The sequence below is a fragment of the Enterobacter sp. BIGb0383 genome (assembly GCF_003751845.1).
Classification (GTDB): Bacteria; Pseudomonadota; Gammaproteobacteria; order Enterobacterales; family Enterobacteriaceae; genus BIGb0383.
The window spans coordinates 668,958-692,006 of record NZ_RJKQ01000001.1 but is presented as its reverse complement, the minus strand read 5'-3'; the positions used below and the strand labels follow the sequence as shown (position 1 = coordinate 692,006).

The 23,049-nt window shown below is 58.7% G+C and carries 21 protein-coding genes; 14 read left to right on the top strand and 7 right to left on the bottom strand.

The genetic code is table 11. From position 1 onward, the window contains the following. Nucleotides 1–18: 18 nt before the first annotated feature. From EDF81_RS03395 to EDF81_RS03385, 3 genes are read right to left on the bottom strand one after another with little or no spacing between them, the layout of a single operon-like run. Entirely contained in the window at nt 19–144 is a 126-nt protein-coding gene (locus EDF81_RS03395; RefSeq protein WP_123346259.1) for a DUF2474 domain-containing protein, read from the bottom strand. Continuing rightward, nucleotides 144–1,154 (bottom strand): cytochrome d ubiquinol oxidase subunit II, encoded by a 1,011-nt coding sequence (cydB, locus tag EDF81_RS03390; RefSeq protein ID WP_123346257.1) that lies wholly within the window; start codon nt 1,152–1,154, stop codon nt 144–146. Before cydB ends, EDF81_RS03395 begins: the two co-directional genes overlap by 1 nt. Next, the gene (locus EDF81_RS03385) at nt 1,151–2,539 is read right to left on the bottom strand and encodes a cytochrome ubiquinol oxidase subunit I (protein ID WP_123346255.1); all 1,389 of its coding nucleotides are present in this window, start codon (nt 2,537–2,539) and stop codon (nt 1,151–1,153) included. The genes cydB and EDF81_RS03385 overlap by 4 nt, the downstream gene beginning before the upstream one ends. 153 nt (nt 2,540–2,692) lie before the next feature. Between EDF81_RS03385 and EDF81_RS03380 the strand changes: the two genes are divergently transcribed. The 7 genes from EDF81_RS03380 to EDF81_RS03350 all read left to right on the top strand — a co-directional run bounded on the left by EDF81_RS03380 (nt 2,693) and on the right by EDF81_RS03350 (nt 10,427). Continuing rightward, the gene (locus tag EDF81_RS03380; RefSeq protein ID WP_123346252.1) at nt 2,693–4,102 is read left to right on the top strand and encodes a PLP-dependent aminotransferase family protein; all 1,410 of its coding nucleotides are present in this window, start codon (nt 2,693–2,695) and stop codon (nt 4,100–4,102) included. Nucleotides 4,103–4,364: 262 nt separating this feature from the next. After that, entirely contained in the window at nt 4,365–5,510 is a 1,146-nt protein-coding gene (gene ydcS / locus EDF81_RS03375) for a putative ABC transporter substrate-binding protein YdcS (protein ID WP_123346250.1), read from the top strand. 17 nt (nt 5,511–5,527) lie between these two features. Further along, entirely contained in the window at nt 5,528–6,541 is a 1,014-nt protein-coding gene (locus EDF81_RS03370; RefSeq protein WP_123346248.1) for an ABC transporter ATP-binding protein, read from the top strand. 52 nt (nt 6,542–6,593) lie between these two features. Continuing rightward, nucleotides 6,594–7,478 carry an ABC transporter permease gene (locus tag EDF81_RS03365; protein ID WP_260232684.1) on the top strand — a complete coding sequence of 295 codons (885 nt, stop codon included), beginning with the start codon at nt 6,594–6,596 and terminating at the stop codon, nt 7,476–7,478. Then, on the top strand, nt 7,468–8,274 hold the full coding sequence (locus EDF81_RS03360) for an ABC transporter permease (RefSeq protein ID WP_123346245.1): 807 nt from the start codon (nt 7,468–7,470) through the stop codon (nt 8,272–8,274). The genes EDF81_RS03365 and EDF81_RS03360 overlap by 11 nt, the downstream gene beginning before the upstream one ends. A gap of 25 nt (nt 8,275–8,299) precedes the next feature. Further along, nucleotides 8,300–9,724, top strand: a complete 1,425-nt coding sequence (gene patD / locus EDF81_RS03355) for an aminobutyraldehyde dehydrogenase (protein WP_123346243.1) — start codon at nt 8,300–8,302, stop codon at nt 9,722–9,724. A gap of 100 nt (nt 9,725–9,824) precedes the next feature. Continuing rightward, nucleotides 9,825–10,427 carry a histidine phosphatase family protein gene (locus EDF81_RS03350; protein WP_123346242.1) on the top strand — a complete coding sequence of 201 codons (603 nt, stop codon included), beginning with the start codon at nt 9,825–9,827 and terminating at the stop codon, nt 10,425–10,427. Nucleotides 10,428–10,620: 193 nt separating this feature from the next. Here the strand turns inward: EDF81_RS03350 and EDF81_RS03345 are convergent, their stop codons facing one another. Next, nucleotides 10,621–11,160 carry a TetR/AcrR family transcriptional regulator gene (locus tag EDF81_RS03345; protein ID WP_123346240.1) on the bottom strand — a complete coding sequence of 180 codons (540 nt, stop codon included), beginning with the start codon at nt 11,158–11,160 and terminating at the stop codon, nt 10,621–10,623. A gap of 113 nt (nt 11,161–11,273) precedes the next feature. On the opposite strand from EDF81_RS03345, the gene EDF81_RS03340 reads away from it, so the two are divergent. Beyond that, on the top strand, nt 11,274–11,705 hold the full coding sequence (locus tag EDF81_RS03340) for a PACE efflux transporter (RefSeq protein WP_123346238.1): 432 nt from the start codon (nt 11,274–11,276) through the stop codon (nt 11,703–11,705). A 5-nt stretch (nt 11,706–11,710) separates the two neighbouring features. On the opposite strand, the gene EDF81_RS03335 is transcribed toward EDF81_RS03340, so the two are convergent. Beyond that, nucleotides 11,711–12,172 (bottom strand): GNAT family N-acetyltransferase, encoded by a 462-nt coding sequence (locus EDF81_RS03335; protein ID WP_123347660.1) that lies wholly within the window; start codon nt 12,170–12,172, stop codon nt 11,711–11,713. 189 nt (nt 12,173–12,361) lie between these two features. On the opposite strand from EDF81_RS03335, the gene EDF81_RS03330 reads away from it, so the two are divergent. The 6 genes from EDF81_RS03330 (at nt 12,362) to EDF81_RS03305 (ending at nt 17,885) form a co-directional block, all read left to right on the top strand. Continuing rightward, the gene (locus EDF81_RS03330; RefSeq protein ID WP_148049901.1) at nt 12,362–12,649 is read left to right on the top strand and encodes a hypothetical protein; all 288 of its coding nucleotides are present in this window, start codon (nt 12,362–12,364) and stop codon (nt 12,647–12,649) included. Between the two features lie 164 nt (nt 12,650–12,813). Then, a complete protein-coding gene (locus EDF81_RS03325) occupies nt 12,814–12,987 on the top strand; it encodes a GhoT/OrtT family toxin (protein WP_123346234.1) in 174 nt (57 codons plus the stop codon). A gap of 81 nt (nt 12,988–13,068) precedes the next feature. Next, the gene (locus EDF81_RS03320; RefSeq protein ID WP_123346232.1) at nt 13,069–13,833 is read left to right on the top strand and encodes an alpha/beta fold hydrolase; all 765 of its coding nucleotides are present in this window, start codon (nt 13,069–13,071) and stop codon (nt 13,831–13,833) included. Nucleotides 13,834–14,006: 173 nt separating this feature from the next. After that, nucleotides 14,007–15,587, top strand: a complete 1,581-nt coding sequence (locus EDF81_RS03315) for a GDSL-type esterase/lipase family protein (protein ID WP_123346231.1) — start codon at nt 14,007–14,009, stop codon at nt 15,585–15,587. Between the two features lie 33 nt (nt 15,588–15,620). Beyond that, nucleotides 15,621–16,490, top strand: a complete 870-nt coding sequence (gene bla / locus EDF81_RS03310; protein WP_123346229.1) for a class A beta-lactamase — start codon at nt 15,621–15,623, stop codon at nt 16,488–16,490. Between the two features lie 129 nt (nt 16,491–16,619). After that, complete coding sequence (locus EDF81_RS03305) at nt 16,620–17,885, top strand: putative acyl-CoA thioester hydrolase (RefSeq protein WP_123346227.1); 1,266 nt, start codon at nt 16,620–16,622, stop codon at nt 17,883–17,885. Between the two features lie 38 nt (nt 17,886–17,923). On the opposite strand, the gene EDF81_RS03300 is transcribed toward EDF81_RS03305, so the two are convergent. After that, complete coding sequence (locus tag EDF81_RS03300) at nt 17,924–20,071, bottom strand: virulence factor SrfC family protein (protein ID WP_123346225.1); 2,148 nt, start codon at nt 20,069–20,071, stop codon at nt 17,924–17,926. Next, nucleotides 20,068–23,049 carry a virulence factor SrfB gene (locus tag EDF81_RS03295; RefSeq protein ID WP_123346223.1) on the bottom strand — a complete coding sequence of 994 codons (2,982 nt, stop codon included), beginning with the start codon at nt 23,047–23,049 and terminating at the stop codon, nt 20,068–20,070. The genes EDF81_RS03300 and EDF81_RS03295 overlap by 4 nt, the downstream gene beginning before the upstream one ends.

The following is a 23,049-nucleotide window of genomic DNA, read 5'->3' as shown; positions in this document are numbered from 1 at the left end:
ATCTGGCCCCTTTTTATATCAGGATTTCAGACCGGCGGCGGTCATCAGCGCCCGGAAGGCCATACTGACCGCACCCAGCGCCAGCACGCTGGAACCCCAGATAATCACCAGCCAGCACAGGCGGCGCAGGAGTGATGTCTGCATCAGTGATACCCCTCATCGTGTTGAATTTTGCCCCGGAAAACGTAATAGCTCCAGCCGGTATAGCCGAGGATCACCGGGATAATCAGCATTGCGCCAGGCAGCATAAAGCCCAGGCTTTGCGTGGCAGAGGCGGCCTGCCACAGGGTGATTTCCGGCGGGATAATATGCGGCCAGATACTGATACCCAGCCCGCTAAAGCCGAGGAAAATCAGCCCCAGGGTCAGTAAAAACGGCACGGCGTGATGGCGAGTGTTGTTGAGGCTGCGCCACTGCCACAGGCCGAAGAGTACAACCAGCAGCGGTACCGGCAGCAGGAAGAAGAGGTTGGGCAGACTAAACCAGCGGCTGGCGATAGCAGGATAGCTGAGCGGCGTCCAGAGACTGATAAGCGCAATGGTCAGCAGCAGCGCCAGCAGCAGGCCTTTTGCCGCCCGGCGCATCGCATCAAACAACGCGCCTTCGCTTTTCATCACCAGCCAGGTCGCGCCCAGCAGCGCGTAGGCCACGATCAGGCCAAGCCCGCAGAACAGATTAAACGGCGTCAGCCAGTCTAACGGGCCACCGGCATAAGCGTTATTGGCCACCGGGAAGCCGCTAATCACCGCACCGACGACGATGCCCTGGGTGAACGTCGCCAGCAGCGAACCGTAGAAAAAGGCGTGGTCCCAGAAGGGGCGATGGGCTTCGGTTGCCTTAAAGCGAAACTCAAAGGCGACGCCGCGGAAAATCAGCCCCAGCAGCATCAGGGTTAGCGGTATCGTCAGGGCATCAACAATCACTGCATAGGCCAGCGGAAAGGCACCGAATAGTCCCGCGCCGCCCAGCACCAGCCAGGTTTCATTCCCGTCCCAGACCGGCGCGACGGTATTGACCATCAGGTCACGATCGTCGCCGCGACGTACCCAGGCGAACAGAATGCCGATCCCCAGATCGAAACCGTCCATCACCACATACATCAGGGTGGCAAACACCACGATGGCAAACCAGATAACCGGAAGATCAAGACTCATAAAGATTTCTCCTGCATAACGGCGGCGGAAAGCGGACGTGCGGGCGTACCGCCCGACGGAGGCAGGCTATCCTGTGGACCTTTACGGATCAGGCGGACCATATAGCTGTACCCGACGCCAAACACCGAGCTGTAAACCACAAAGAAGGTCAGCAGGCTAATGCTCATATGCAGATCACCATGGGCCGAGACCGCATCCGCCGTGCGCTGAAGCCCGTATACCACCCAGGGCTGGCGGCCCACTTCCGTGGTGACCCAGCCTGCGAGAATGGCGATCAGTCCCGATGGACCCATGGCGAGAGCAAACCACAGGAACGGACGGGACTGCCAGAGGCGTCCTTTGCGGCGCAGCCAGAGGGCGACAAGGCTCATGACCAGCATCAACATGCCGAGACCGGCCATAATGCGGAATGACCAGAACACGATCGGCGAGTTGGGACGATCCGCTTTGGGGAAGGATTTCAGCGCCGGAACCTGCTTATCCAGACTGTGGGTCAGGATCAGACTGCCCAGCGCCGGGATCGCCAGGCCGTAACGGGTTCGCTCTTGCTCCATATCTGGCCAGCCAAACAGCAGCAGCGGCGTGGGTTCGCCCGGCGGGTTTTCCCAGTGCCCTTCGATGGCGGCGATTTTTGCCGGCTGATACTTCAGCGTATTCAGCCCGTGCATATCGCCAATAAACGCCTGGATCGGGGTGACGATCAGCGTGGTCCATAGGGCCATGGAAAACATAATGCGGATGGCGGGCGTATCGTTGCCGCGCAGCAGATGCCAGGCGGCGGATGCGCCAATAAACAGGGCGCTGCTCAGAAAGGCGGCTACCGTCATATGCAGCAGACGATAGGGGAATGACGGGTTAAAAATCACCGCGAACCAGTCGACAGGCACGATCTGACCGTTAACGATCTCATGCCCCTGCGGCGTATGCATCCAGCTATTGGAGGCGAGGATCCAGAAGGTGGACATCAGCGTGCCCAGTGCCACCATACAGGTGGCGAAGAAATGCAGGCGCGGGCCGACTTTGTGCCAGCCAAACAGCATCACGCCAAGAAAACCGGCCTCAAGGAAAAAGGCGGTCAGCACTTCGTAGGTCAGCAGCGGGCCGGTAATACTCCCGGCAAACCAGGAGAATCCGCTCCAGTTGGTGCCGAACTGATACGCCATGACCAGCCCGGAGACCACGCCCATGCCGAAGTTAACGGCGAAGATTTTTGACCAGAAGTGGTAGAGCGACTTCCAGACCGGATTTTTGGTTTTCAGCCACATGCCTTCCAGCACCGCGAGGTAGCTGGCCAGACCGATGGTGATCGCCGGGAAAATAATATGGAAGGAAACCGTAAAGGCGAACTGGATCCTCGCCAGATGAAACGCATCTAAACCAAACATGCACAACCTCAACATAAAACGCTGTGCCCGTAGGGTAGAGAGGATCGCGATAAACTATCAGAGACAGATAACGATAATTTACCTATAACAGATGGTAAAAAGCACTTTATTACATTATCTGTTATATTTGGTGCTCGTTCGTAAGGAGTCGTGATGAAAAAATATCAGCGTCTGGCGCAGCAGATCGCCGACCAGATCGAGCTTGGGGTCTGGCAGCCGGGCGATAAGCTGCCCTCCCTGCGTGAGCAGGTCGTTAACAGCGGTATGAGCTTTATGACCGTCGGTCACGCCTATCAGATGCTGGAGAGCCAGGGACGCATCGTGGCGCGCCCGCAGTCGGGCTACTACGTCGCCCCGCGCCCGGTGAAGACGCAACATATTGAGCCTGTCCAGATCCTGCGCGATGAAGCCGTCGACATTAACAGCTATATTTTCGACGTGCTGCAGGCCAGCCGTGACCCCTCGGTACTGCCTTTTGCCTCGGCCTTTCCCGACCCGCAACTGTTTCCGCTGCGCCAGCTAAACCGCTCCCTTGCGAACGTCAGTAAAACCGCCACGGCGATCAGCGTGATCGAAAATTTGCCGCCGGGAAATGTGGCGCTGCGCCACGCTATTGCCCGCCGCTATGCGCTCCAGGGGATTACGATTTCACCAGATGAAATTGTGATTACCGCCGGTGCCCTTGAGGCGCTGAATCTTAGCCTGCAGGCGGTGACCGAGCCCGGAGACTGGGTGATCGTCGAAAACCCCTGTTTCTACGGGGCGTTGCAGGCTCTTGAGCGCCTGCGTCTGCGGGCGCTGTCGGTGGCGACGGATGTGCAGGAGGGGATCGATCTTGAGGCGCTGGAGCAGGCGCTGCGTGACTATCCGGTGAAGGCCTGCTGGCTGATGACCAATAGCCAGAATCCGCTTGGCTTTACCCTGAGCGCCGAGAAAAAGGCCCGTCTGGTGGAGCTGCTGGCGCGCTATCAGGTGACGCTTATCGAAGATGACGTCTACAGCGAGCTCTATTTTGGCCGGGAAAAACCGCTTCCGGCCAAGGCCTGGGATCGCGACGACAGGATCCTCCACTGCTCGTCGTTTTCCAAATGCCTGGTGGCCGGGTTCCGCATTGGCTGGGTGGCGGCGGGCAAGCACGCCCGGCGCATCCAGCAGCTTCAGCTGATGAGCACGCTTTCCACCAGTTCGCCGATTCAGCTGGCACTGGTGGATTATCTCGAGGCCCATCGCTACGACGCTTATTTGCGTCGCCTGCGGCGGACGCTGGCAGAACGTAAACAGCAGGCCTGGCAGTCGCTGCTGCGCCATCTTCCCGCCGAGGTGAAGATCTACCATAACAACAGCGGCTATTTTTTATGGCTGGCGCTGCCCGCACCGCTGGACGCGGGTAAGCTTAGCGAGCAGGCGCTGGAGCACCATATCAGCATTGCGCCAGGCAAGATGTTTTCCACCTCCGACAGCTGGTCGCGCTATTTCCGTTTTAACACCTCATGGGCATGGGGCGAGCGGGAAGAGCAGGCGGTGATTACCCTGGGGAAACTTATACGCCAGGCCATGAAATAATCTCCCCGTGAGCGGTGCGTTATTTTCAGCGCGCCGGTCATAGGAAATGTGCATACCCGCCGCTTCGTCTAACTCCTTGTCTATACTCCGGAAGATAGCCTCTCATCTTTGCGTTTCATTACCGAATGCGCGTTATATCACAACCTGGTGAAAATTCGCCGTGCCAGCAGGAGAGGCGCTGACGCGGCGACTATTTTAATTTCAGGAGATATTTTTACGGCACGGCTGCCGCCAGATTTCCTTCAGACAGGAGTAATCGTTTATGAGCAAGAAATTTGCCTGCAGCAGCCTGTGTGCGCTGGTGATGAGCGTGTCCGTCGCCGAAGCCGCACAATCTCCCAATGTCGCAGGACCAGGCGAAGGCCGCCTGGATATTATCGCCTGGCCGGGCTATATCGAACGAGGCCAGACCGACAAAGCCTACGACTGGGTGACGCAGTTTGAAAAAGAGACCGGCTGCGCCGTTAACGTCAAAACCGCTGCCACGTCCGATGAGATGGTCAGCCTGATGGCGAAGGGCGGTTACGACCTGGTGACCGCCTCCGGCGACGCCTCGCTGCGCCTGATTATGGGCAAGCGCGTCCAGCCGATTGATACCGCCCTGATTGCCAGGTGGTCAACGCTCGATCCCCGGGTTGCAAAAGGCGCATGGTTTAACGTCGATGGCAAAGTCTACGGCACGCCCTATCAGTGGGGGCCAAACCTGCTGATGTACAACACCAAAACTTTCCCGACGCCGCCGGACAGCTGGAAGGTGGTCTTTGAAAAACAGGATCTGCCGGACGGTAAAAGTAATCAGGGTCGCGTGCAGGCCTACGACGGGCCTATCTATATCGCCGACGCCGCGCTGTTCGTGAAAGCAACACAGCCCCAGCTGGGTATCGAGGATCCCTATCAGCTGACGGAAGAGCAGTATCAGGCGGTACTGAAGGTGCTGCGCGACCAGCACCCGTTAATCCACCGCTACTGGCACGATACCACGGTGCAGATGAGCGATTTTAAAAACGAAGGCGTGGTCGCCTCCAGCGCCTGGCCGTATCAGGCTAACGCCCTGAAAGGCGAAGGCCAGCCCATCGCCACCGTCTTCCCGAAAGAGGGCGTGACCGGCTGGGCCGACACCACCATGCTGCACAGCGCGGCGAAGCATCCGGTCTGTGCCTATAAATGGATGAACTGGTCCCTGACGCCAAAAGTGCAGGGCGACGTAGCTGCCTGGTTCGGCTCGCTGCCGGTTGTCGCTGAAGGGTGCAAAGCCAGCCCGCTGCTGGGCGAGAAAGGCTGTGAAACCAACGGCTATAACTTCTTCGACAAAATTGCCTTCTGGAAAACGCCGGTGGCTGAAGGCGGGAAGTTTGTTCCCTACAGCCGCTGGACGCAGGATTACATCGCCATTATGGGCGGCCGTTAACCCACCGGGAGTGCAGTATGACGAACGCGGTAGAGTTTGACCGGGTATCGCGCAGCTATGGCGATATCCGGGCTGTGGATGATGTCAGTATCGCTATCCGCGACGGTGAGTTTTTCTCAATGCTGGGGCCGTCAGGCTCCGGCAAAACCACCTGCCTGCGCCTGATTGCCGGTTTCGAGCAGCTTTCTGCCGGCGCAATACGGATTTTTGGCCGTGAGGCCAGCGAGCTGCCGCCCTGGGAGCGGGATGTGAATACCGTCTTCCAGGATTACGCGCTGTTTCCGCATATGTCGATCCTCGATAACGTCGCCTACGGGCTGATGGTAAAAGGCGTCGATAAAAAGACCCGCCATGCGCAGGCCCATGAGGCGCTGGAGAAAGTGGCGCTCGGCTTTGTGCACGGTCGCAGACCGACGCAGCTTTCCGGCGGGCAGCGTCAGCGCGTCGCCATTGCCCGTGCGCTGGTTAATCGGCCGCGCGTGCTATTGCTGGATGAGCCGCTCGGCGCGCTGGATCTCAAGCTGCGGGAGCAGATGCAGTTTGAGCTGAAATCGCTCCAGCAGGATCTGGGTATCACCTTTATCTTTGTCACCCACGATCAGGGCGAAGCCCTGTCGATGTCGGACCGGGTGGCGGTCTTTAACAACGGGCGTATAGAACAGGTGGATGCGCCGCGCGATCTCTATCTGCGTCCGCAGACGCCGTTTGTGGCCGGATTTGTCGGTACGGCCAATGTGTTTACGCCTGAGCAGGCCCATAACTTATGCGGGATGGCGGGCAGCTACTCCCTGCGTCCGGAGCATATTCGCCTGCATCACGGCGGCGAGATTCAGGTTCAGGGCGTGGTGCGGGTGGTGCAGTATCAGGGCGCGGCTACGCGTATCGAACTACTGCTAGCGGACGGTGGACGACTGCTGGTCAGCCAGGCCAGCACCGGAGCGCTGAACGCGGATGACGGGCTGACGCCGGGCCAGGAAGTGCAGGTGAGCTGGTCCCGCGAGGCGATGGTGCCGTTGCAGGAGGGACGCTGAGATGACCGCAAGCGCAGCCCAACCCAGACCTCGCGGCACAGGGTTATTCGCCATGCTGTGGCGCAGGCCGTCGCTGACCCTCTTTTTACTGCTGATCGGCCCGCTAATGTGGTTCGGCATTATCTACTTCGGATCGCTGCTGACGCTGCTCTGGCAGGGTTTTTACACCTTCGATGATTTTACCATGACGGTGACGCCGGAGCTGACGCTTGCCAATCTGCGGGCGCTGTTTAACCCGGCCAACTACGACATTATCCTGCGCACGCTGACAATGGCGGTGGCGGTCACCCTCGCCAGCGCGCTGCTGGCCTTTCCGCTGGCGTGGTTTATGGCGCGTTATACCCGCGGCAAGATGAAGGCGTTTTTCTATATCGCGGTGATGCTGCCGATGTGGGCCAGCTATATCGTTAAGGCCTACGCCTGGACGCTCCTGCTGGCAAAGGATGGCGTGGCGCAGTGGTTTCTGACCCATCTGGGGATTGAGCCGCTGTTAACCCTGCTGCTGACGCTGCCGGGCGTCGGCGGCAGTACGCTCTCGACTTCCGGACTGGGGCGTTTTCTGGTCTTCGTCTATATCTGGCTGCCTTTTATGATCCTGCCGGTACAGGCGGCGCTGGAGCGGGTGCCGCCGTCGCTGATGCAGGCCTCGGCGGATCTCGGCGCACGCCCGCGTCAGACGATGCGCTATGTCATATTGCCACTGGCGATCCCGGGTATTGCGGCAGGCTCTATTTTCACCTTCTCCCTTACCCTCGGTGATTTTATTATCCCGCAACTGGTGGGACCGCCGGGCTTCTTTATCGGCAATATGGTCTATTCCCAGCAGGGTGCGATCGGCAATATGCCGATGGCCGCCGCTTTTACGTTGGTTCCCATTGTTCTGATTGCACTTTATCTGGCGTTTGTGAAGCGTCTGGGAGCGTTCGATGCACTCTGATCGCGCACCGCTGTTGCTGAAACTGGCCGCCTGGGGCGGCGTACTGTTCCTCCATTTCCCGCTCATCATCATCGCCATCTATGCGTTTAATACCGAAGACGCCGCGTTCAGCTTTCCGCCGCAGGGGCTGACGCTGCGCTGGTTTAGCGTGGCGGCAGAACGGGGCGACATTCTTGAATCCGTGACGTTGTCACTTAAGATTGCTGCACTGTCGACGGCCATTGCCCTGGTTCTTGGCACGCTTGCTGCAGCGGCACTGTGGCGCAGTACCTTCTTCGGGAAAAATGCGGTCTCGCTGTTGCTGCTTCTGCCCATCGCGCTGCCGGGCATTATTACCGGACTGGCGCTGCTGACGGCGTTTAATGCGGTGGGTCTGCAGCCGGGATTTTTCACCATCGTGGTCGGTCACGCGACCTTCTGCGTGGTGGTGGTGTTTAACAACGTGATTGCACGTTTTCGCCGGACCTCATGGAGCCTGGTGGAAGCGTCGATGGATTTAGGGGCCAACGGCTGGCAAACCTTCCGCTATGTGGTGCTGCCCAATCTGGGTTCGGCGCTGCTGGCCGGGGGAATGCTGGCCTTTGCGCTGTCGTTCGATGAAATCATCGTCACCACTTTTACCGCAGGGCATGAACGTACGCTGCCGCTGTGGCTGCTGAACCAGCTGGGACGTCCGCGCGATGTCCCGGTCACCAACGTGGTGGCGCTGCTGGTGATGCTGGTGACAACCTTGCCTATTCTGGGCGCCTGGTGGCTGACCCGCGACGGCGAGACCCTTGCCGGTAACGGGAAATAACTGACTCTTAAAACAGGAAAATGCTATGCAACATCGACTGTTAATCAATGGCGAACTGATCGTCGGCGCGGGTGAAAAGCAGCCGGTTTATAACCCGGCGACCGGAGAGGTGCTGCTGGAAATTGCTGAAGCGTCAGCAGAGCAGGTGGACGCGGCGGTACGGGCGGCAGACGCTGCATTCGTCGAATGGGGGCAAACCACACCGAAAGCCCGCTCTGAATGCCTTCTGAAACTGGCGGATATGATTGAAGAAAACGCCGGAGTTTTTGCCCGTCTGGAGTCGAAAAACTGCGGCAAGCCGCTGCACTGCGTGCTGGGTGATGAAATTCCGGCGGTTGTCGATGTCTTCCGCTTCTTTGCCGGAGCCGCCCGCTGCCTTAACGGTCTCGCTGCCGGAGAGTATCTGGAGGGACACACCTCCATGATCCGCCGGGACCCGATTGGCGTGGTGGCGTCCATCGCACCCTGGAACTATCCGCTGATGATGGCGGCCTGGAAACTGGCCCCGGCGCTGGCGGCAGGGAACTGTGTGGTGATCAAACCGTCGGAAATCACGCCTCTGACCGCACTGAAACTGGCGGAGCTGGCAAAAGATATCTTCCCGGCGGGCGTGCTGAACGTGCTCTTCGGTCGGGGTCATACGGTGGGCGATCCGCTCACCGCGCATGATAAGGTGCGAATGGTGTCGCTGACCGGCTCGATCGTCACCGGAGAGCATATTATCGCCCATACGGCTTCCTCGATAAAACGCACCCATATGGAGCTGGGCGGTAAAGCGCCGGTGATTGTGTTTGACGATGCGGATCTCGATGCAGTGGTCGAAGGCGTGCGCACCTTTGGTTTCTATAACGCCGGGCAGGACTGCACCGCCGCCTGTCGACTGTATGTGCAGAAGGGCGTCTATCCCGCACTGGTGGAAAAACTCGGCAAGGCCGTTGCCAGCCTGAAAATGGGCGCGCCGGATGATGAAACCAGCGAACTGGGGCCGTTAAGCTCGGCAGCCCATCTGGCGCGGGTCAGCGAGGCGGTGGAGAACGCCAAAGCGCTAAGCCATATTCAGGTGATCACCGGCGGTGAAAAAGCGGAAGGCGCGGGCTACTACTATCAACCCACCGTGCTGGCCGGGGCAAAACAGGAGGACGCCATCGTGCAGCGTGAAGTCTTCGGCCCGGTAGTCAGCATCACCGAATTTGACGACGAGGCGCAGGTCCTGGCCTGGGCTAACGACTCCCAGTATGGCCTGGCCTCATCGGTCTGGACCCGCGATGTGGGGCGCGCCCATCGCCTGAGCGCCCGTCTGCAGTACGGCTGCACCTGGGTAAATACCCATTTTATGCTGGTCAGCGAAATGCCCCACGGTGGTGAGAAGCTATCCGGCTACGGTAAGGATATGTCGGTGTACGGGCTGGAGGATTATACGGTGGTCAGGCATGTGATGGTGAAGCATTAGCATGATGTCGAATCTTTGGGTGTGGCGGGTCAGATTTTGATAGATTAGCCCCGGTTCGCGGGTGGCGCCGCATTTTGAGTGAAGGGGCGTATTGCGTGCGATGAAAATTTTTCTCACCCGGCACGGTGAAACGCAATGGAATGCGTGCAACCGCCTTCAGGGACAGCTTGATAGCCCGATGACGCCGCGTGGAAGGCGACAAATATCCGCGCTTTGCGCGGCGCTTGAAGGAGAGGGGATCGACTCCGTTATCTCTTCACCTCTGGGCAGAGCCACCGAGGCTGCCGGGCAGATTGCCGCGCATCTTCAGCGCCCGCTTCAGTTTGATGCCCGCCTGATGGAGCGCTGTTTTGGTATTCTGGACGGGAAAATCCCTGAGGGGGATGACGCCGAGGCAATGGCGCGTATTTATTCCGGCGATGCCTCTTTTCGACCCGAAGGGGGCGAGTCGCGAACGGACACCGAAGAAAGGATGATCGCCTCGCTGCGGGAGATGGCCGTGACACAGCCAGGCAATGTGTGCGTGGTGTCCCACGGGCACGCCATCCAGACGGTGATTGCTTTACTGTCGGGTAATAAAGCGGGTGAGTTTCCCCGTTATGCGCATTTAAACGGGGCCTTTTCGCTCCTGGAGTGGCGTAACAACCAGTTAACCCTGGTTAAATGGGGTATTGGCACCCATCTGTTGCCGGTAATGGCTTAGCCGGAAGGAGAAGTGGTCTACACTTTAAGCTTACCGATGGCGAAAGGAGGCCGGAATGGCTGAGAAAGACAAGAAAGTGAAGGATAATCCCAAAGATCAGGGGGAAATCCCGCGTAAACGGGATGACAGTAAGGATGACCAAAAGGGGCCATACAGAGAAGGGAAGTAACTGCCATTAGCCGTCTGCGGGCGGCTACGACTTCGCATACGCCTCAAGATCGTCGAAGATCTCAGTCCATAGCGCATCGTCAATCTGATACCCGACCATATCCCTGACCAGAATCGCGCCTTCAACGGCCAGATACGCAATCCGCCGTTTTCTGGCCTCCACATCGTTCGCTTCCAGCGTGCCCAGACGATCGCGATACCACGCCAGCATCGATTCGCTCTGCGTACCGGAACCTATTTGCGCGGCCAGCAGCGACAGAATACGGCTGCTGGCTTCTGACGCTTCCTCTTTAGTTGCCTTAATATGCGCATGCAGACGCTGCTGAGCATCAGGATTTTCACCCGCAATAGCGTTGAATCTTTCCTGCTCTTTGCCCATCCAGCGGCCCAGCAGCGCATCGAGCATCTGTTCGCGGGTGCCGAAAGCCGACTGCACGCTGGCTTTGGACAACCCTGACTCGGCGGCAATCGCGCCAAATGACAGGGAAGACGCACCGTGCTTATGCAGCAGAACCTCCGCCGTATCCAGCAGCGTTTCGCGATTAATGGTTCTTGGACGCGCCATGAGTCACCCTTAAAATTGATTTAAATACGATCGTATGATAACTTGCTCTCGTCATCTGCTTATTTTATTAGCAATTTATTTTCTTTCAACAAGATACGGGAAAGAGGTTGTATATGTTGTACCTGAGACCAGCTATCCGCCGCGTCGTTTATGTGGCGGCCTTTGAGCTTATCGCCATCTTTTTTGCTTCTGCGCTGTTATCGGGCATGAGCGGCGGCGATATGGGCAGTTCACTCGCTGTAGCTGTCGGCGTATCGGTTATCGCGGTGATCTGGAACTACGTCTACAACTCGCTCTTTGAAGCCTGGGAAAATCGCAGAGGGATCCGGACCCGCACCTTCAGGCTGCGGATGGCGCATACGCTGCTGTTTGAGGCCGGGTTTATTCTGTTGGCCGTGCCGCTGTTTATGTGGTGGTACCAGGTCAGCTTTGCGACCGCCTTTATGATGGAGCTGGGGATCCTGGTATTTTTCCTCTGCTACACCTTTATGTTTACCTGGGCCTTTGACAAAGTTTTTGTCCGCTTTCCAAAAGCAGCGATCTGAGTCTTTTATCCCAGTACTTTGGCAAAGCAGACGGCATCATCACGCCCCACATAGGGGCCATAGTTGTCGATAACGGCATAGCCACGGTTCAGATAAAATGCCACTGCCCGCAGGTTTATCCTGCGGGTTTCCAGCCAGACCTGGCGATACCCCAAAGCAGCTGCGGATGTTTCCAGAAAGGTGAGAACGGCCGTGCCCGTTCCCGGGTTCTGGCCGGTTGAGTACATCCTCTTAAGTTCGGCAATATCCTCATCATGACCCTCATATGGCCGGATCGCACCGCATCCGACTGCCTCGCCGGCACCGTTGCGCGCAATGGCCCAAACGGCACGCAGGCCGGTGACGTCATTCATCCTGAAATGAGTCCTGCCGCCGTCGCCGGTCATCGCCGCAAGGGTTGAGGAGAGGGCGTCCATCAGGCGCTGTGATTCAACGGAAAACGGATCGGATTTTTCTACGGTCGTCATCATTGCTGCTCATCTGTTTTATTACCGGAAAAGTTAGCGGTGGAATTAAGCCCTGTCTCACAGTAAATACTTATCATTGGAAACCGTTGAGCGGGAGTAATATGTTTCGTACGATTCTTCTTATGCCGGCAGGCGATTATGTTACGCCGCGCACTGTGCTGGCGCTTTTCTCTCTATAGGATATCGGAAATGAACAGGTTATGGCTTTTAGGCATGCTGGCGGCGACGCCGGTTATCGCCTCGGCAAATGATGCACTGATGACGTTTCAACAGGCTCCGGCACTTATCTGCCAGGATCATGCCAACAAAGAGGCATGCTTCACCGCGATTCAGGGACTGATGGGTGCCGTAAACGGCTACGCGAAACTGAACCAGCAGTGTCAGCAGAAGGAAGCGCAGGGCGCGGAAGCGAGCGCACAGCAGTGCAGCGATGTGAAAGAGGCGATGGCGTATCTCGATTCGCTAAAATCCGACTGACCGCACCGCAAACGGGCCGACGATGCGCACGTCGGCCTGGCTCCTCGCATCGTATTCCCCCTTTGATTCCTTCCTTACTCCTTTTTTGACCGGGATAAAACTTGATCCCCGTCAAGAAATGCCGCATATTGCGCGCGGTTTTAGTCCCGGGGAACGGAAAAACGATGACCCTCTATCAAAAAATGCTGGTTTTTTACGCCGTGATGGCGCTGTTTGCCGCCGTGGTGACCTGGTTCCTGTCCCACGATACAAAACGTATTCGCCTGCTTAGCGCGGTACTGGTTGGCGCAACCTGGCCGATCAGTTTTCCCGTGGCGCTGATGTTTTCTCTGTTCTGACTTCCGTCTGAAAAGGCATTGACGTCACGCGCCTGGTGGCGCTTAATAGCGATACTGTATATAACAACAGGTGTCGTAATTATGCACTCCTTTACCTCTTCACTCACCGCCGCCCGCGTGCGCTGGCTGGATCTTCCGGGCCACGGCGAGCCCGTTGTTTTTATTCACGGCCTCGGCTGTGCTTCTACCTGGGAATATCCGCGCATCGTTACCGACCCGGCATTTGGCGGCAGGCGCGCTATCCTGATCGATCTTCCCGGTTACGGATACAGTGAGCGTCCCGAGCTCTGGGATTACCGTACCCGCAGCCAGGCGCAGGTGGTTGCCGAACTGCTTGAGGCCATCGGGCTGACGCGCTTTGATCTCTACGGCCACAGCATGGGCGGCAGTATCGCGATTGAAGTGGCCAGCCTGCTGCTGTCCCGGGTGCAAACGCTGGCGGTTTCCGAACCGAATTTCCACTCCGGCGGGGGAATGTTCAGTCGCGAAATCGTCCGCCAGTCGGAAGCGGAATTTGTTGAGAGTGGCTATTCTAAAATGCTGCGGGAAGAGCCGTCGCCGTGGGCCGCCTCTCTGCAAAGCAGTGCGCCGTGGGCGTTATGGCGCGGGGCTAAAAGCCTGGTCGAGGGGATCGAACCCTCATGGATGAGCCTGTTTTTAGCGCTGAGCTGCAACAAAGCCCTGATTTTCGGCGATCTGTCGCTGCCGGACGGGGATGTGGATAGCCTCAGGGCGGCAGGCGTGCCGGTGCATATTGTGCCTGATGCCGGACATTCGATGTCGTGGGAAAACCCGGCCGCGCTGGCGGGGATACTGATGCAGATTTTCGGCGGAGGATCGCATTGAGATTATCTTTATCCACTCAGCTCTCTGCTCGTAAAGTTTCCTAACCCTCTGTTATATTTTACAAATTTCGTGATCGCGATCCTGAAATACCATTTCCCATCGTTGCTGCAGTGATTTACTTTTTATAAATCGCTGTTTCATTTTTATGACGGGAACTATCTCAGGAGAGCGCCATGAACACCCGTATCAACCTTCTTGCTCTGATTTGCAGCCTTCCGGTGCTGGCCCAGGCCAGTACGACCCTACAGGGTGTCGTGCTGGCGGAATCGCCTTTTGCCGGGGCGAAGGTTAGCGTGATCGATAGCGCGGGCCAGCGGCTGGCGACGCAAACCGACAGTGAAGGGCGGTATGAGATAGGTATTGACTCCCTGACGCCGCCGCTGACCCTGTCGGCAATGGCAAAAAGTGAGAGTGAGGATTGCCTGCACAATAACGTTGTGCGGGCGCGCTGCATGGCCTCGCTGGTGATGACCGTAAATAAAGACGCCATGAATACGGCCAATATTACGCCGTTCAGTGACCGGCTGGTGTCGGAAGTGGCGGGCACGCTGGGGTATATCGGCCCGCAGCAGTGGGTTGAGCGCGGCAAACCTGCGGAGTTAAAGCCAGAACTGCTGACCACGCCGCTGGAGAATTTCCGTCAGGGAATGGCGGCCGCTTTCCGCGAGCTGGGTGATGATGTCCAGCAGGTCGATCCGGTCAGTACGCCCATCCAGCCTGGCGATGCCATGACCACCGTCCTGACGACGATCAATCATAATCGCAACTACGACAATAACAGCGGCGAAGCGGGGGCTGTGACCCTGACCGATAGCGCGTTTCGTCCGATTGTGGGTTTGCAGAATAAAGGCCCGTGGGAGCCGCTGGATCTGCAAAGAGCCCGGAAGGATCGGGAGGCGATGACCGAAGCAAAAACCCGCATTCTGATTGTCAGTGATTCAACGGCGGCAACGTATGAGGTGATGCGAATGCCGAGAATGGGCTGGGGACAGGTATTCCAGGCCCATTTTCGTCCGGAGGCAGGCGTGGTGGTGCTGAACGGCGCGCGCGCCGGGCGCTCCAGCCGCGATTTTTATAATGAGGGCTGGTATCAGCAGATGGGCCGTTATCTGCAGCCCGGTGACTATGTCTTTATCGCCCACGGCCATAACGATCAGAACTGCAACGGCGACAGGGCTCTACGTGGCGCGGCGGACGTGCAGAACCTCTGTACGTATCCGAATGATGCCAGCGGCAAACCGCAGTATCCGGACGGGCAGCCGGAGATGTCTTTCCAGCACTCGCTGGAGCGTTATATCACCCTGGCGCGGGAGAAAGGCGCGATCCCGGTGCTGTTTACGCCAACCGCACGGGTGAAAAATGCGCAGGGGAAAACGGCATTCCAGAAAGGCCCGCAGGATAGTGTCGTCAGCAGCCACTACACGTCGGCAAAACCGGGATATCTGTTTAGCGGAGATTACAGCGCCACGGTAAAACAGACCGCCAGCGCGAATCAGGTGCCGTTTATCGACCTTGAGCAGGCGACCATCGATTTTGCCAACGCCCATCCCGACGACTGGATGGACTACTGGCTGGCGGTGGACGCCAGCGATCCGCGTTATCCCTGGTATAAAACCCAGGAGTCAGGCACCAAAACCCATCCTGACACGACCCATTTCCAGCAGAAAGGAGCCGAAGCGGTGGCCGGAATGGTCGTCAGCCATATTCGTAAGGTAAATGAATTGAATGATTTGGCGGAGAAACTGCTACCCTGATGGGTGTGAATTCAATGCGAAAGGATTGCATCTATGTTTTTCCGTTATAAATCGGTCTGTTTTCTGCTGATGCTCGGTTCCGCCAGCGTCAGCGCATTGCCCCTCGACGATACCGCCCTGGAAGCGGTGGTTAAACAGGAGGAGCAGGCGCTGAATGCCCGGATCGGCGTGGCGGCGATCGATATGGCGACGGGAAAAAAGGTGAGCTATCGCGGCAACGAGCGTTTTCCGCTTAACAGCACCCATAAGGCGCTGTCGTGCGCCGCACTGCTGAGCGAAGTGGATAAGGGCAGGCTGGCGCTGACCTCATCGACGCGTTTTAGCCAGAGCCGGTTAGTGGATTACTCTCCGGTGACGGAAAAATTTGTCGAACCGGCTTCCATCACCTGGCGCCACCTATGCAGCGCGGCGGTCAGCGATAGCGACAATACGGCGGCCAATCTGGTGGTTGAGCGCGTCGGTGGGCCTGCCGCCGTGACCCGCTTCCTTCGCACGACAGGTGACAACGTCACGCGACTGGATCGTGACGAGCCGGAACTGAACTCCGCTATTCCCGGCGACGAACGGGATACCACTACGCCCATCGCCGTCAGCCAGACGCTGCAGAAACTGGCCCTGGGCGAGGCGTTAAAACTACCTTCGCGCCGCCAGCTGATCCAGTGGATGCGGGATGATAAGGTCGCGGATGCGCTGCTGCGATCCGTCCTGCCCGCCGGATGGTCGATTGCCGATAAAACCGGCGCGGGTGCCAACGGTTCGCGTTCAATTATCGCCGTCGTCTGGCCGCTGACCGGCAAACCGATGATAGTCGCTATCTATATTACCGAAACCGAGGCAAGCCTGACGCAAAGCAACGAGGCTATTGCCCGTCTTGGCAAAGCACTTTTTGCGGCAGACCAATGAGTTAAGTGTGATTTTCCCCGTACTTTCAGTCACCGGGCGTTAAAGCGTGATCGCCTGGTAATTATTTGAAAAACCATTCCATTATTATCAATCCATTGTTTCTGTTTAACGAAGTGAATGGAGATAGTCATGATAATAAAACGTACCCTGGGTTTAACCGCAGTTCTCTGTATGCCGCTTGTTTTGCAGGGCTGCGCCACGCAGCTCACCAGCCACCGTGCGCCGGGCACTGAGAGCCGTCCGATCCTCTCCGCGCAGGAAGCCGCACCTTATACCGTCGAAAACTACTTTGCCCGTGGCGGACTGCTGAGCGAGAGCGCTGGGCCGTGGCAGCCACCGGCTATCGATCTGAGTCAGTCCGACACCCGCTGGCGCGTCGGCGGCGCAGACGCGCCATTCCAGAGTGTGCAGCAGGCGCTGAATGCCGCCCTGGCGGCCAGCGACGGCAAAACCCGCGTCTACATCGCCATTGAACCGGGCATCTATACCGGCACCATCTATATCCCGGACGATGCGCCGCCGCTGACCCTGTTCGGCACCGGTGATAAGCCAGAGCAGGTCCAGCTGGGTCTGGCCCTGGACTCTCAGTTCACGCCGGAGCGCTATCGCCAGTTGGTTAATAGCCAGCAGCAGTATAAAGAGGGCGACCCGGCCTGGTACCAGTATGCGCTGTGCGCCGGAAAGACCACGGCCTCCATTGGCACCAACTGTGCGGCCGTGTTCTGGGCGCAAAATAGTGATTTGCAGCTGGTGAACCTGAGCGTGGTCAATACGCTGCTTGATACGGTGGACGGCGGAACCCACCAGGGCGTGGCCCTGCGTACCGACGGTGACCGGGTCCAGCTGGAAAATGTGCGCCTGATTGGCCGCCAGGACACCGTTTATCTCAATACCAGTAACCGCAAGAACGCGGCGGTCACCGACCGTATCAGCCGCGTGCATGTCAAAAACAGCTATATCGAAGGCGATGTGGACTATGTCTTTGGCCGGGCGAACGTGGTGTTTGATAACGTTCAGTTCCATACGGTCTCCAGCCGCGGATCCGATGAAGCCTACGTCCTGGCACCCAATACGCTGCCGGATAATCCGTACGGTTTTCTGGTACGGAATAGCCGCTTTACCGGTGATGCCGGGTATCAGGGCAGTTTCAAGGCGAAGCTGGGTCGTGCCTGGGATCAGGGCGCAGGGAAAACCGGCTATCTGCCGGGAAATACCGCCAACGGTCAGGTGCTGATTGTGAACAGCCAGATTGATGGCAGCTACGATAGCCTCTCGCCGTGGGGATCGGCGGCGACGACTTCGCGTCCGTTTAAAGCCAATGCGTCGGCGGATCGTAAGCTAAACGATACCGGGTATAACCGTCTGTGGGAGCACAATACCCGCTGGGGGCAGTAAGAAAATAACCCCGACGGCGCTGGCCGCCGGGGTTATCCTCAGGGAAGCAGACCGAGCAGCTGCTTACGGGCGGCGGTAGAGATATCCAGCGGATTCTGGTAGCCGACATTCTCTGAAGCGCGGGTGTAGAACGCAACAAGCCAGTCATAAACGTAGCGGGTTGCCGCATGGACAGGCTGTTCACCGAGCCGGGTCAGGCGCGTATCGATGGCCGCGACGGGGGCGACAAAGATGGCGCTGCCTTTCTGGATGCGGCTCGCCGGGCGTTCCTGTGCGGGCATATCACCATATCCCAGCCAGGCAATAAAGTTCCCCACTGCCGCATGAAGCTGCGCGGCACAGGCGTTATCGCCTTCCATAACCTGCTGAAGCTGTCGGGACAGATCCAGACGATAGCTGGTGACAATCAGACAGTCGGCCAGCTGCTGCAGCATTGCCGGAGAGAGACGCACTCGTTCGGCGTTCTCTTCACGGCGGCTCCACTGACGCAGATGCCGGACCCACATACTGTGGGCCAGATGGCCGGTATCTTTCTGCGGTCGCGAGCTGTCGGCGTCGTTTTCACCCTCGGCAAAGAGATCGATAGACTGGCTGAAGAGGCCGCTGACTTTCTCCTCGCGTGGCTGCTGCACCTGCCACAGGGCGTCGAACTGACGCAGATCGGGCTGCAGGCCTTCGAGCAGATCCCCGTGTCCCGCCGCCTGATTTTGCAGCTCGCGCACCAGCGCTTCTGCTTTGGTCCGCTGCGCGGCCGGTTTTTCCTGGGCCGGTGCAATGTAATGCTGCATCAGCGCGCGGATCTGCTGGTGATGACGTTCGCGCAGGGCCTGGAGACGACCCTGACGCAGGGCGGGCGTGGTCGCCTGAGACAGCCACTCCAGCAGACGTTGCAGGCTGCTGGTATCCAGCGCCTGCAGGGTGCCCCAGTGCAGGCCGGGCTTACCCAGCAGCTGCTGGACGGCTTCGTCGAGATTTTGCTTACGGGTAAAGCGATCGTCGTGCGGCGTGATGGCCCACACCAGCCCCGGCAGAGCCGTTTCCTGCCCGGACTGCGTCTCTTTAACCCAGTTGACCAGCGTTCTGGCGGCACCGGCGGTCTCCGACCGGCTGGCGGTGGCGTTGCAAATCATCATCACGTCGGGCTGGAGCTGCTGACGGTAGCCGTCAAGCAGCCAGCGGCACTTGCTCTGCCACAAAGGCGGGTTATCCTCTGCGGCCGGGGTCGGAATATCAATAATATCGACGTTATCCAGTACGCCATCGACGGCAGGCAGCACCAGTTCGCGGGTCAGCAGCGCCAGCGTGGACAGCGGGATACTGACCGCATTTTGCAGCCGATCCTCGGCCCACGGATGGACCACCACTTCGCCTTCCACCTCGATATCCGGGGTTAAAAAACCGTCGACGGGCAGGGCAAAATTATCGACCAGCAGACTCAACGGCGCGGCCAGCTCGCGGGCGTTACCGGTCTGATGCAGCGTGTGCGCCAGCGAGAGCCACTGTCGGGTCAGCTCCTGCTGTTCGCCCCACAGTAGAGACCAGGCGCTGGCACGGGCGCTGAGATCCAGGGACGGCAGCAGCTGGGCGAACTGATACCACAGATTGTCGTCCATTTGCTGGCGTGAGGCCGGAACCCGATCCCGCCAGAAGCGAGCGATGGCGCCCACTTCACCGGCATCGATACCGGGCACGCTCTGCGGCTGACGCAGCGCTTTCCAGGTAAAGAGTCGCGCTTCGATCACCGCACGGTCAACCTGACGCAGGTCCGGCTGGCTGTGGGCATGAGCAATAAAGACCTGCACCAGTTCGGCTTCAGACAGTAACCGCAAACGCAGCGGGAAAGCGTCGTCCGGGGTCTCGCTACGACGGGTAAAGCGCAGCGCCATTTTGCTCAGACCGTGGCCGGGGTTGATATGGGTGAAGTAGTCGAGGGTTTTCTCCCCGGGCTGGATCTCAATACGTCCGTTGCCGCTGCTGCACAATGCGGCAAGCAGATGCGCTTTCGCTGCCTGGGAGTGGCCGTATAACCCGACGCTTGCCGGGCTTTCCTGTGCCGCATCCAGCGCACTTTCCTGGGCCTGTAACGCCTGCAGGCGGGCCAGCAGGGCGTCAGCGTCATCATCCAGCAGCGGGGCATGCTGGCGCGTGTTATTAATCCACGCCATTAATGCTTGTAGAGTACTCATTTCAGATACACGCTCCCGCTGTCGATCCAGTAGTGGCTGCCGCTGTGACGGCGGTCGGCCAGGGTATTCAGTTTAAAGGTCAGGGCATCGGCATCGATTTTGGTACCGTCCTGCAGCCAGGCATCGCTGAGAATAAACGACTCCGGCCCCTGGGCTTTTTTACCGCCGGTCAACGCCAGGCGGACGTTAAGCACGCCATCACCGGCAATGGCTTTCGCCAGCTCCGGGGAGTTGATGCTCAGGGTATAGAGCGGCGTAGCCGGCCAGCGGGTGTTAGCCAGCTGGCGGAAGCCGAGCGTCACATTGCCGCGCAGGGGGAAGTGCAGTTTCGCATCCAGCTTCGCGCCCGGCATATCGAGGTCGATATCGTGATACCAGACGTTCTCTTCGCGCAGGGTATTGACCACATTATCCAGCACGCCGAGGTAGCGCACGGTCGAGTAAGCGCCGATATCGGCGGCCTTAAAGTTAAAGCGCGGCAGACGCAGGTCCAGCGCCAGGCTACAGAGCATCGCGCCCACGGCGGCGGTGGATTTCGGGTTGCCGATCCGGCCCTGCTGGCTGAAGGGATACCACTCATGAACCTGATATTTATCCAGCCAGATCATGCGGTTGACCGGGACCGGTTGCAGGTGACGAATCAGTGCCTGCACGCCCGGCAGACAGCCAGGACGGCCCATTACCAGCAGGACATCGCAGCTGTAGTGGGAAATGGCTTCGCACACCGCGTGCAGCGGTGAGGCGAGGGTAAATTCCCCGGCCAGCATGGCATCGTGCAGCTCGCGGAAATTCACCTGCAGCGGAACGGCAAGCACATCAAACGACGGCGATCCTGACGGCAGGGCATGTTCAATCGCCTGGGTCAGATAGTTCATCACGTTGCGGGTCGGCAATTGCTCAAGCAGTTCGCCAAAGGTGGCGTGCAGCCCGGCCAGCGGATCGTTGATATCGCTCTGTTCCCAGCCGGAGAGGATCGCGTGACCAATAGGCATAAACAGCTGCAGCGCCGTTTGCTGACGCAGAATGGCCTGGGTATCAATACGCCCGGAGTCGCCAAACAGGGTCGCCATCAGGGCCGCCGCATCGGTGATCCCCGATTTTTGCAGATGGGTTTGCAGGGCAGGCAGCACGCAGCGCTGAATAATATCCAGCAGAACGTCATCGCCCGCGACCTTAAAGCCCTCGCGGAACAGCAGCTGCGGGGTAATTTTGACGTTGCTGCCGGTGCCATCATCCAGCGCATAGTGGGTGATGGCCATATCGGTAGTGCCGCCGCCGATATCCAGAGAGGCCACGCGCAGGGCACGGCCAGGACGGCAGCCGGGCTCCGGCTCGCGGTCAGGGCGGGCCAGCGAGGCAAAGAAGGTTTCCGTCTGCCCGGCGTAGTGGGAAATGGCTTCGTTATAGAGCCACACCAGCTGACCGCAGCTGGCTTCATCCCACTCCATCTGAATACGCGGAACCGGCACCACGCTTTTGCTCTGCTGCTTCTCGCTGCTGAAATCTTCGTCCTGAGGATGCCAGCCCATGGCCTTCCAGACGATGGCAATGGCTTCAAACATGCGACGACGGAAGATTTCGCGCTCCTGCTTCGGCATCGCCGACGGCAGGGTCAGGATCAGGGTGCGGAGCTGACGTGGTGACGCCGGGAAGCCGAGACGCAGGCGAGTGGCGACGCTGTTAATTTGCCCCAGCGCCTGTGCCAGCAGCTCACACAGCATATGGGTCATCAGGGTGCTGCGGCTGTACTGAGGCGAGAAGACCGGCAGACGCTCATCCTGCGGCAGGGTAAACAGCGGCTGGCCGTCGTCGTTCATCAGGTTCATCAGCGGGAAGGCGGTCGCCAGCGGTTCGCGCTGGGTTTTGGCGTTCATCTGGCTAAAACGCCAGTCCTGCAGGACCGGGGTTTCATCCCACAGATAGCGACGCGGGCTGGAGATCCCGCTATTGCCTTCGGTTCCCAGGCGCTGCATCGCCAGCTTGCGAGCTTCGTCGCCGACGCGAACGATAGAGGGCCAGACAAAGGCGTCCTCGCGGCCGCTTTCGACGGAAAAATGCTGCTTGCCGAAGCGGGTTTCAGAAAATTCGAGGCGGCTGGTAAACAGCGGCTCGTTTAAATACTGCGGCTCGCTCAGGGAGCGCACCTGCAGCTCGGCGGTCTGGCGCAGACCGTCGTTGGCGTCACCGTGATCTTCAATAATCACGCCGCAGGTATGGGTGTTACCAACGTCGAGGATCAGATCCACCGGGATCGCCGGGGTGCTCAGGGTTCCGGTAACGATTTTGACTTCCGGCACCGTCAGCTGTTCGCCAAGCAGGGTCAGCACGTTCAGCCAGTGGCCCTGATACTCAAAACTGCGCAGGGACTGGGTAATTTCGCGCTCGCTGCGATTTTCCAGCTGATGGGTGTAGCTTAAAAAGGCCTCACGCAGCCAGCCGTCAATCCAGGTCTGATCGAGGAAGTCGGAGACTTCGTCGTCGCGCCAGGCCAGCGCAAAGCGGGTGCCGTTGAGGATATCGTTTTCCACCGGCGCCAGCGCCGACGGTGAGTTATCGGTCATCTGGCTATCGAGGGCGATAGTAATACGGTGGCTATTGCCCGCGCCGTCCGGCTCCGCCAGGCGACGGATCTGCACACGCGCCCAGTTATCCGGACCTTCGACAAAGGTACGCGGCGGGTTAAAGCGCAGGAAAGGCAGCGGCAGCCAGACGCCATCGAGAATATCTAGCGAATGGAGCAGGGCAAAGGTGTTTTCCGGTTTTACCACTTCCGGCTGGCTGCCGTTGCGGCCCGGCAGCGTATAGCGGCCGTTGACCAGATCGTAGTCCAGACGCAGCAGCGGGCCGTTGGCGGTTTTACGCACAAAGCGACCGCTGTGCAGCGATTCCTGCGGGGTTACGCCAAAATCAAGGAACTGAACGCCGCTGTTGGCGATCAGGGTCACGCTCTGTTTGTAATCGCAAAGATTTACCAGCAT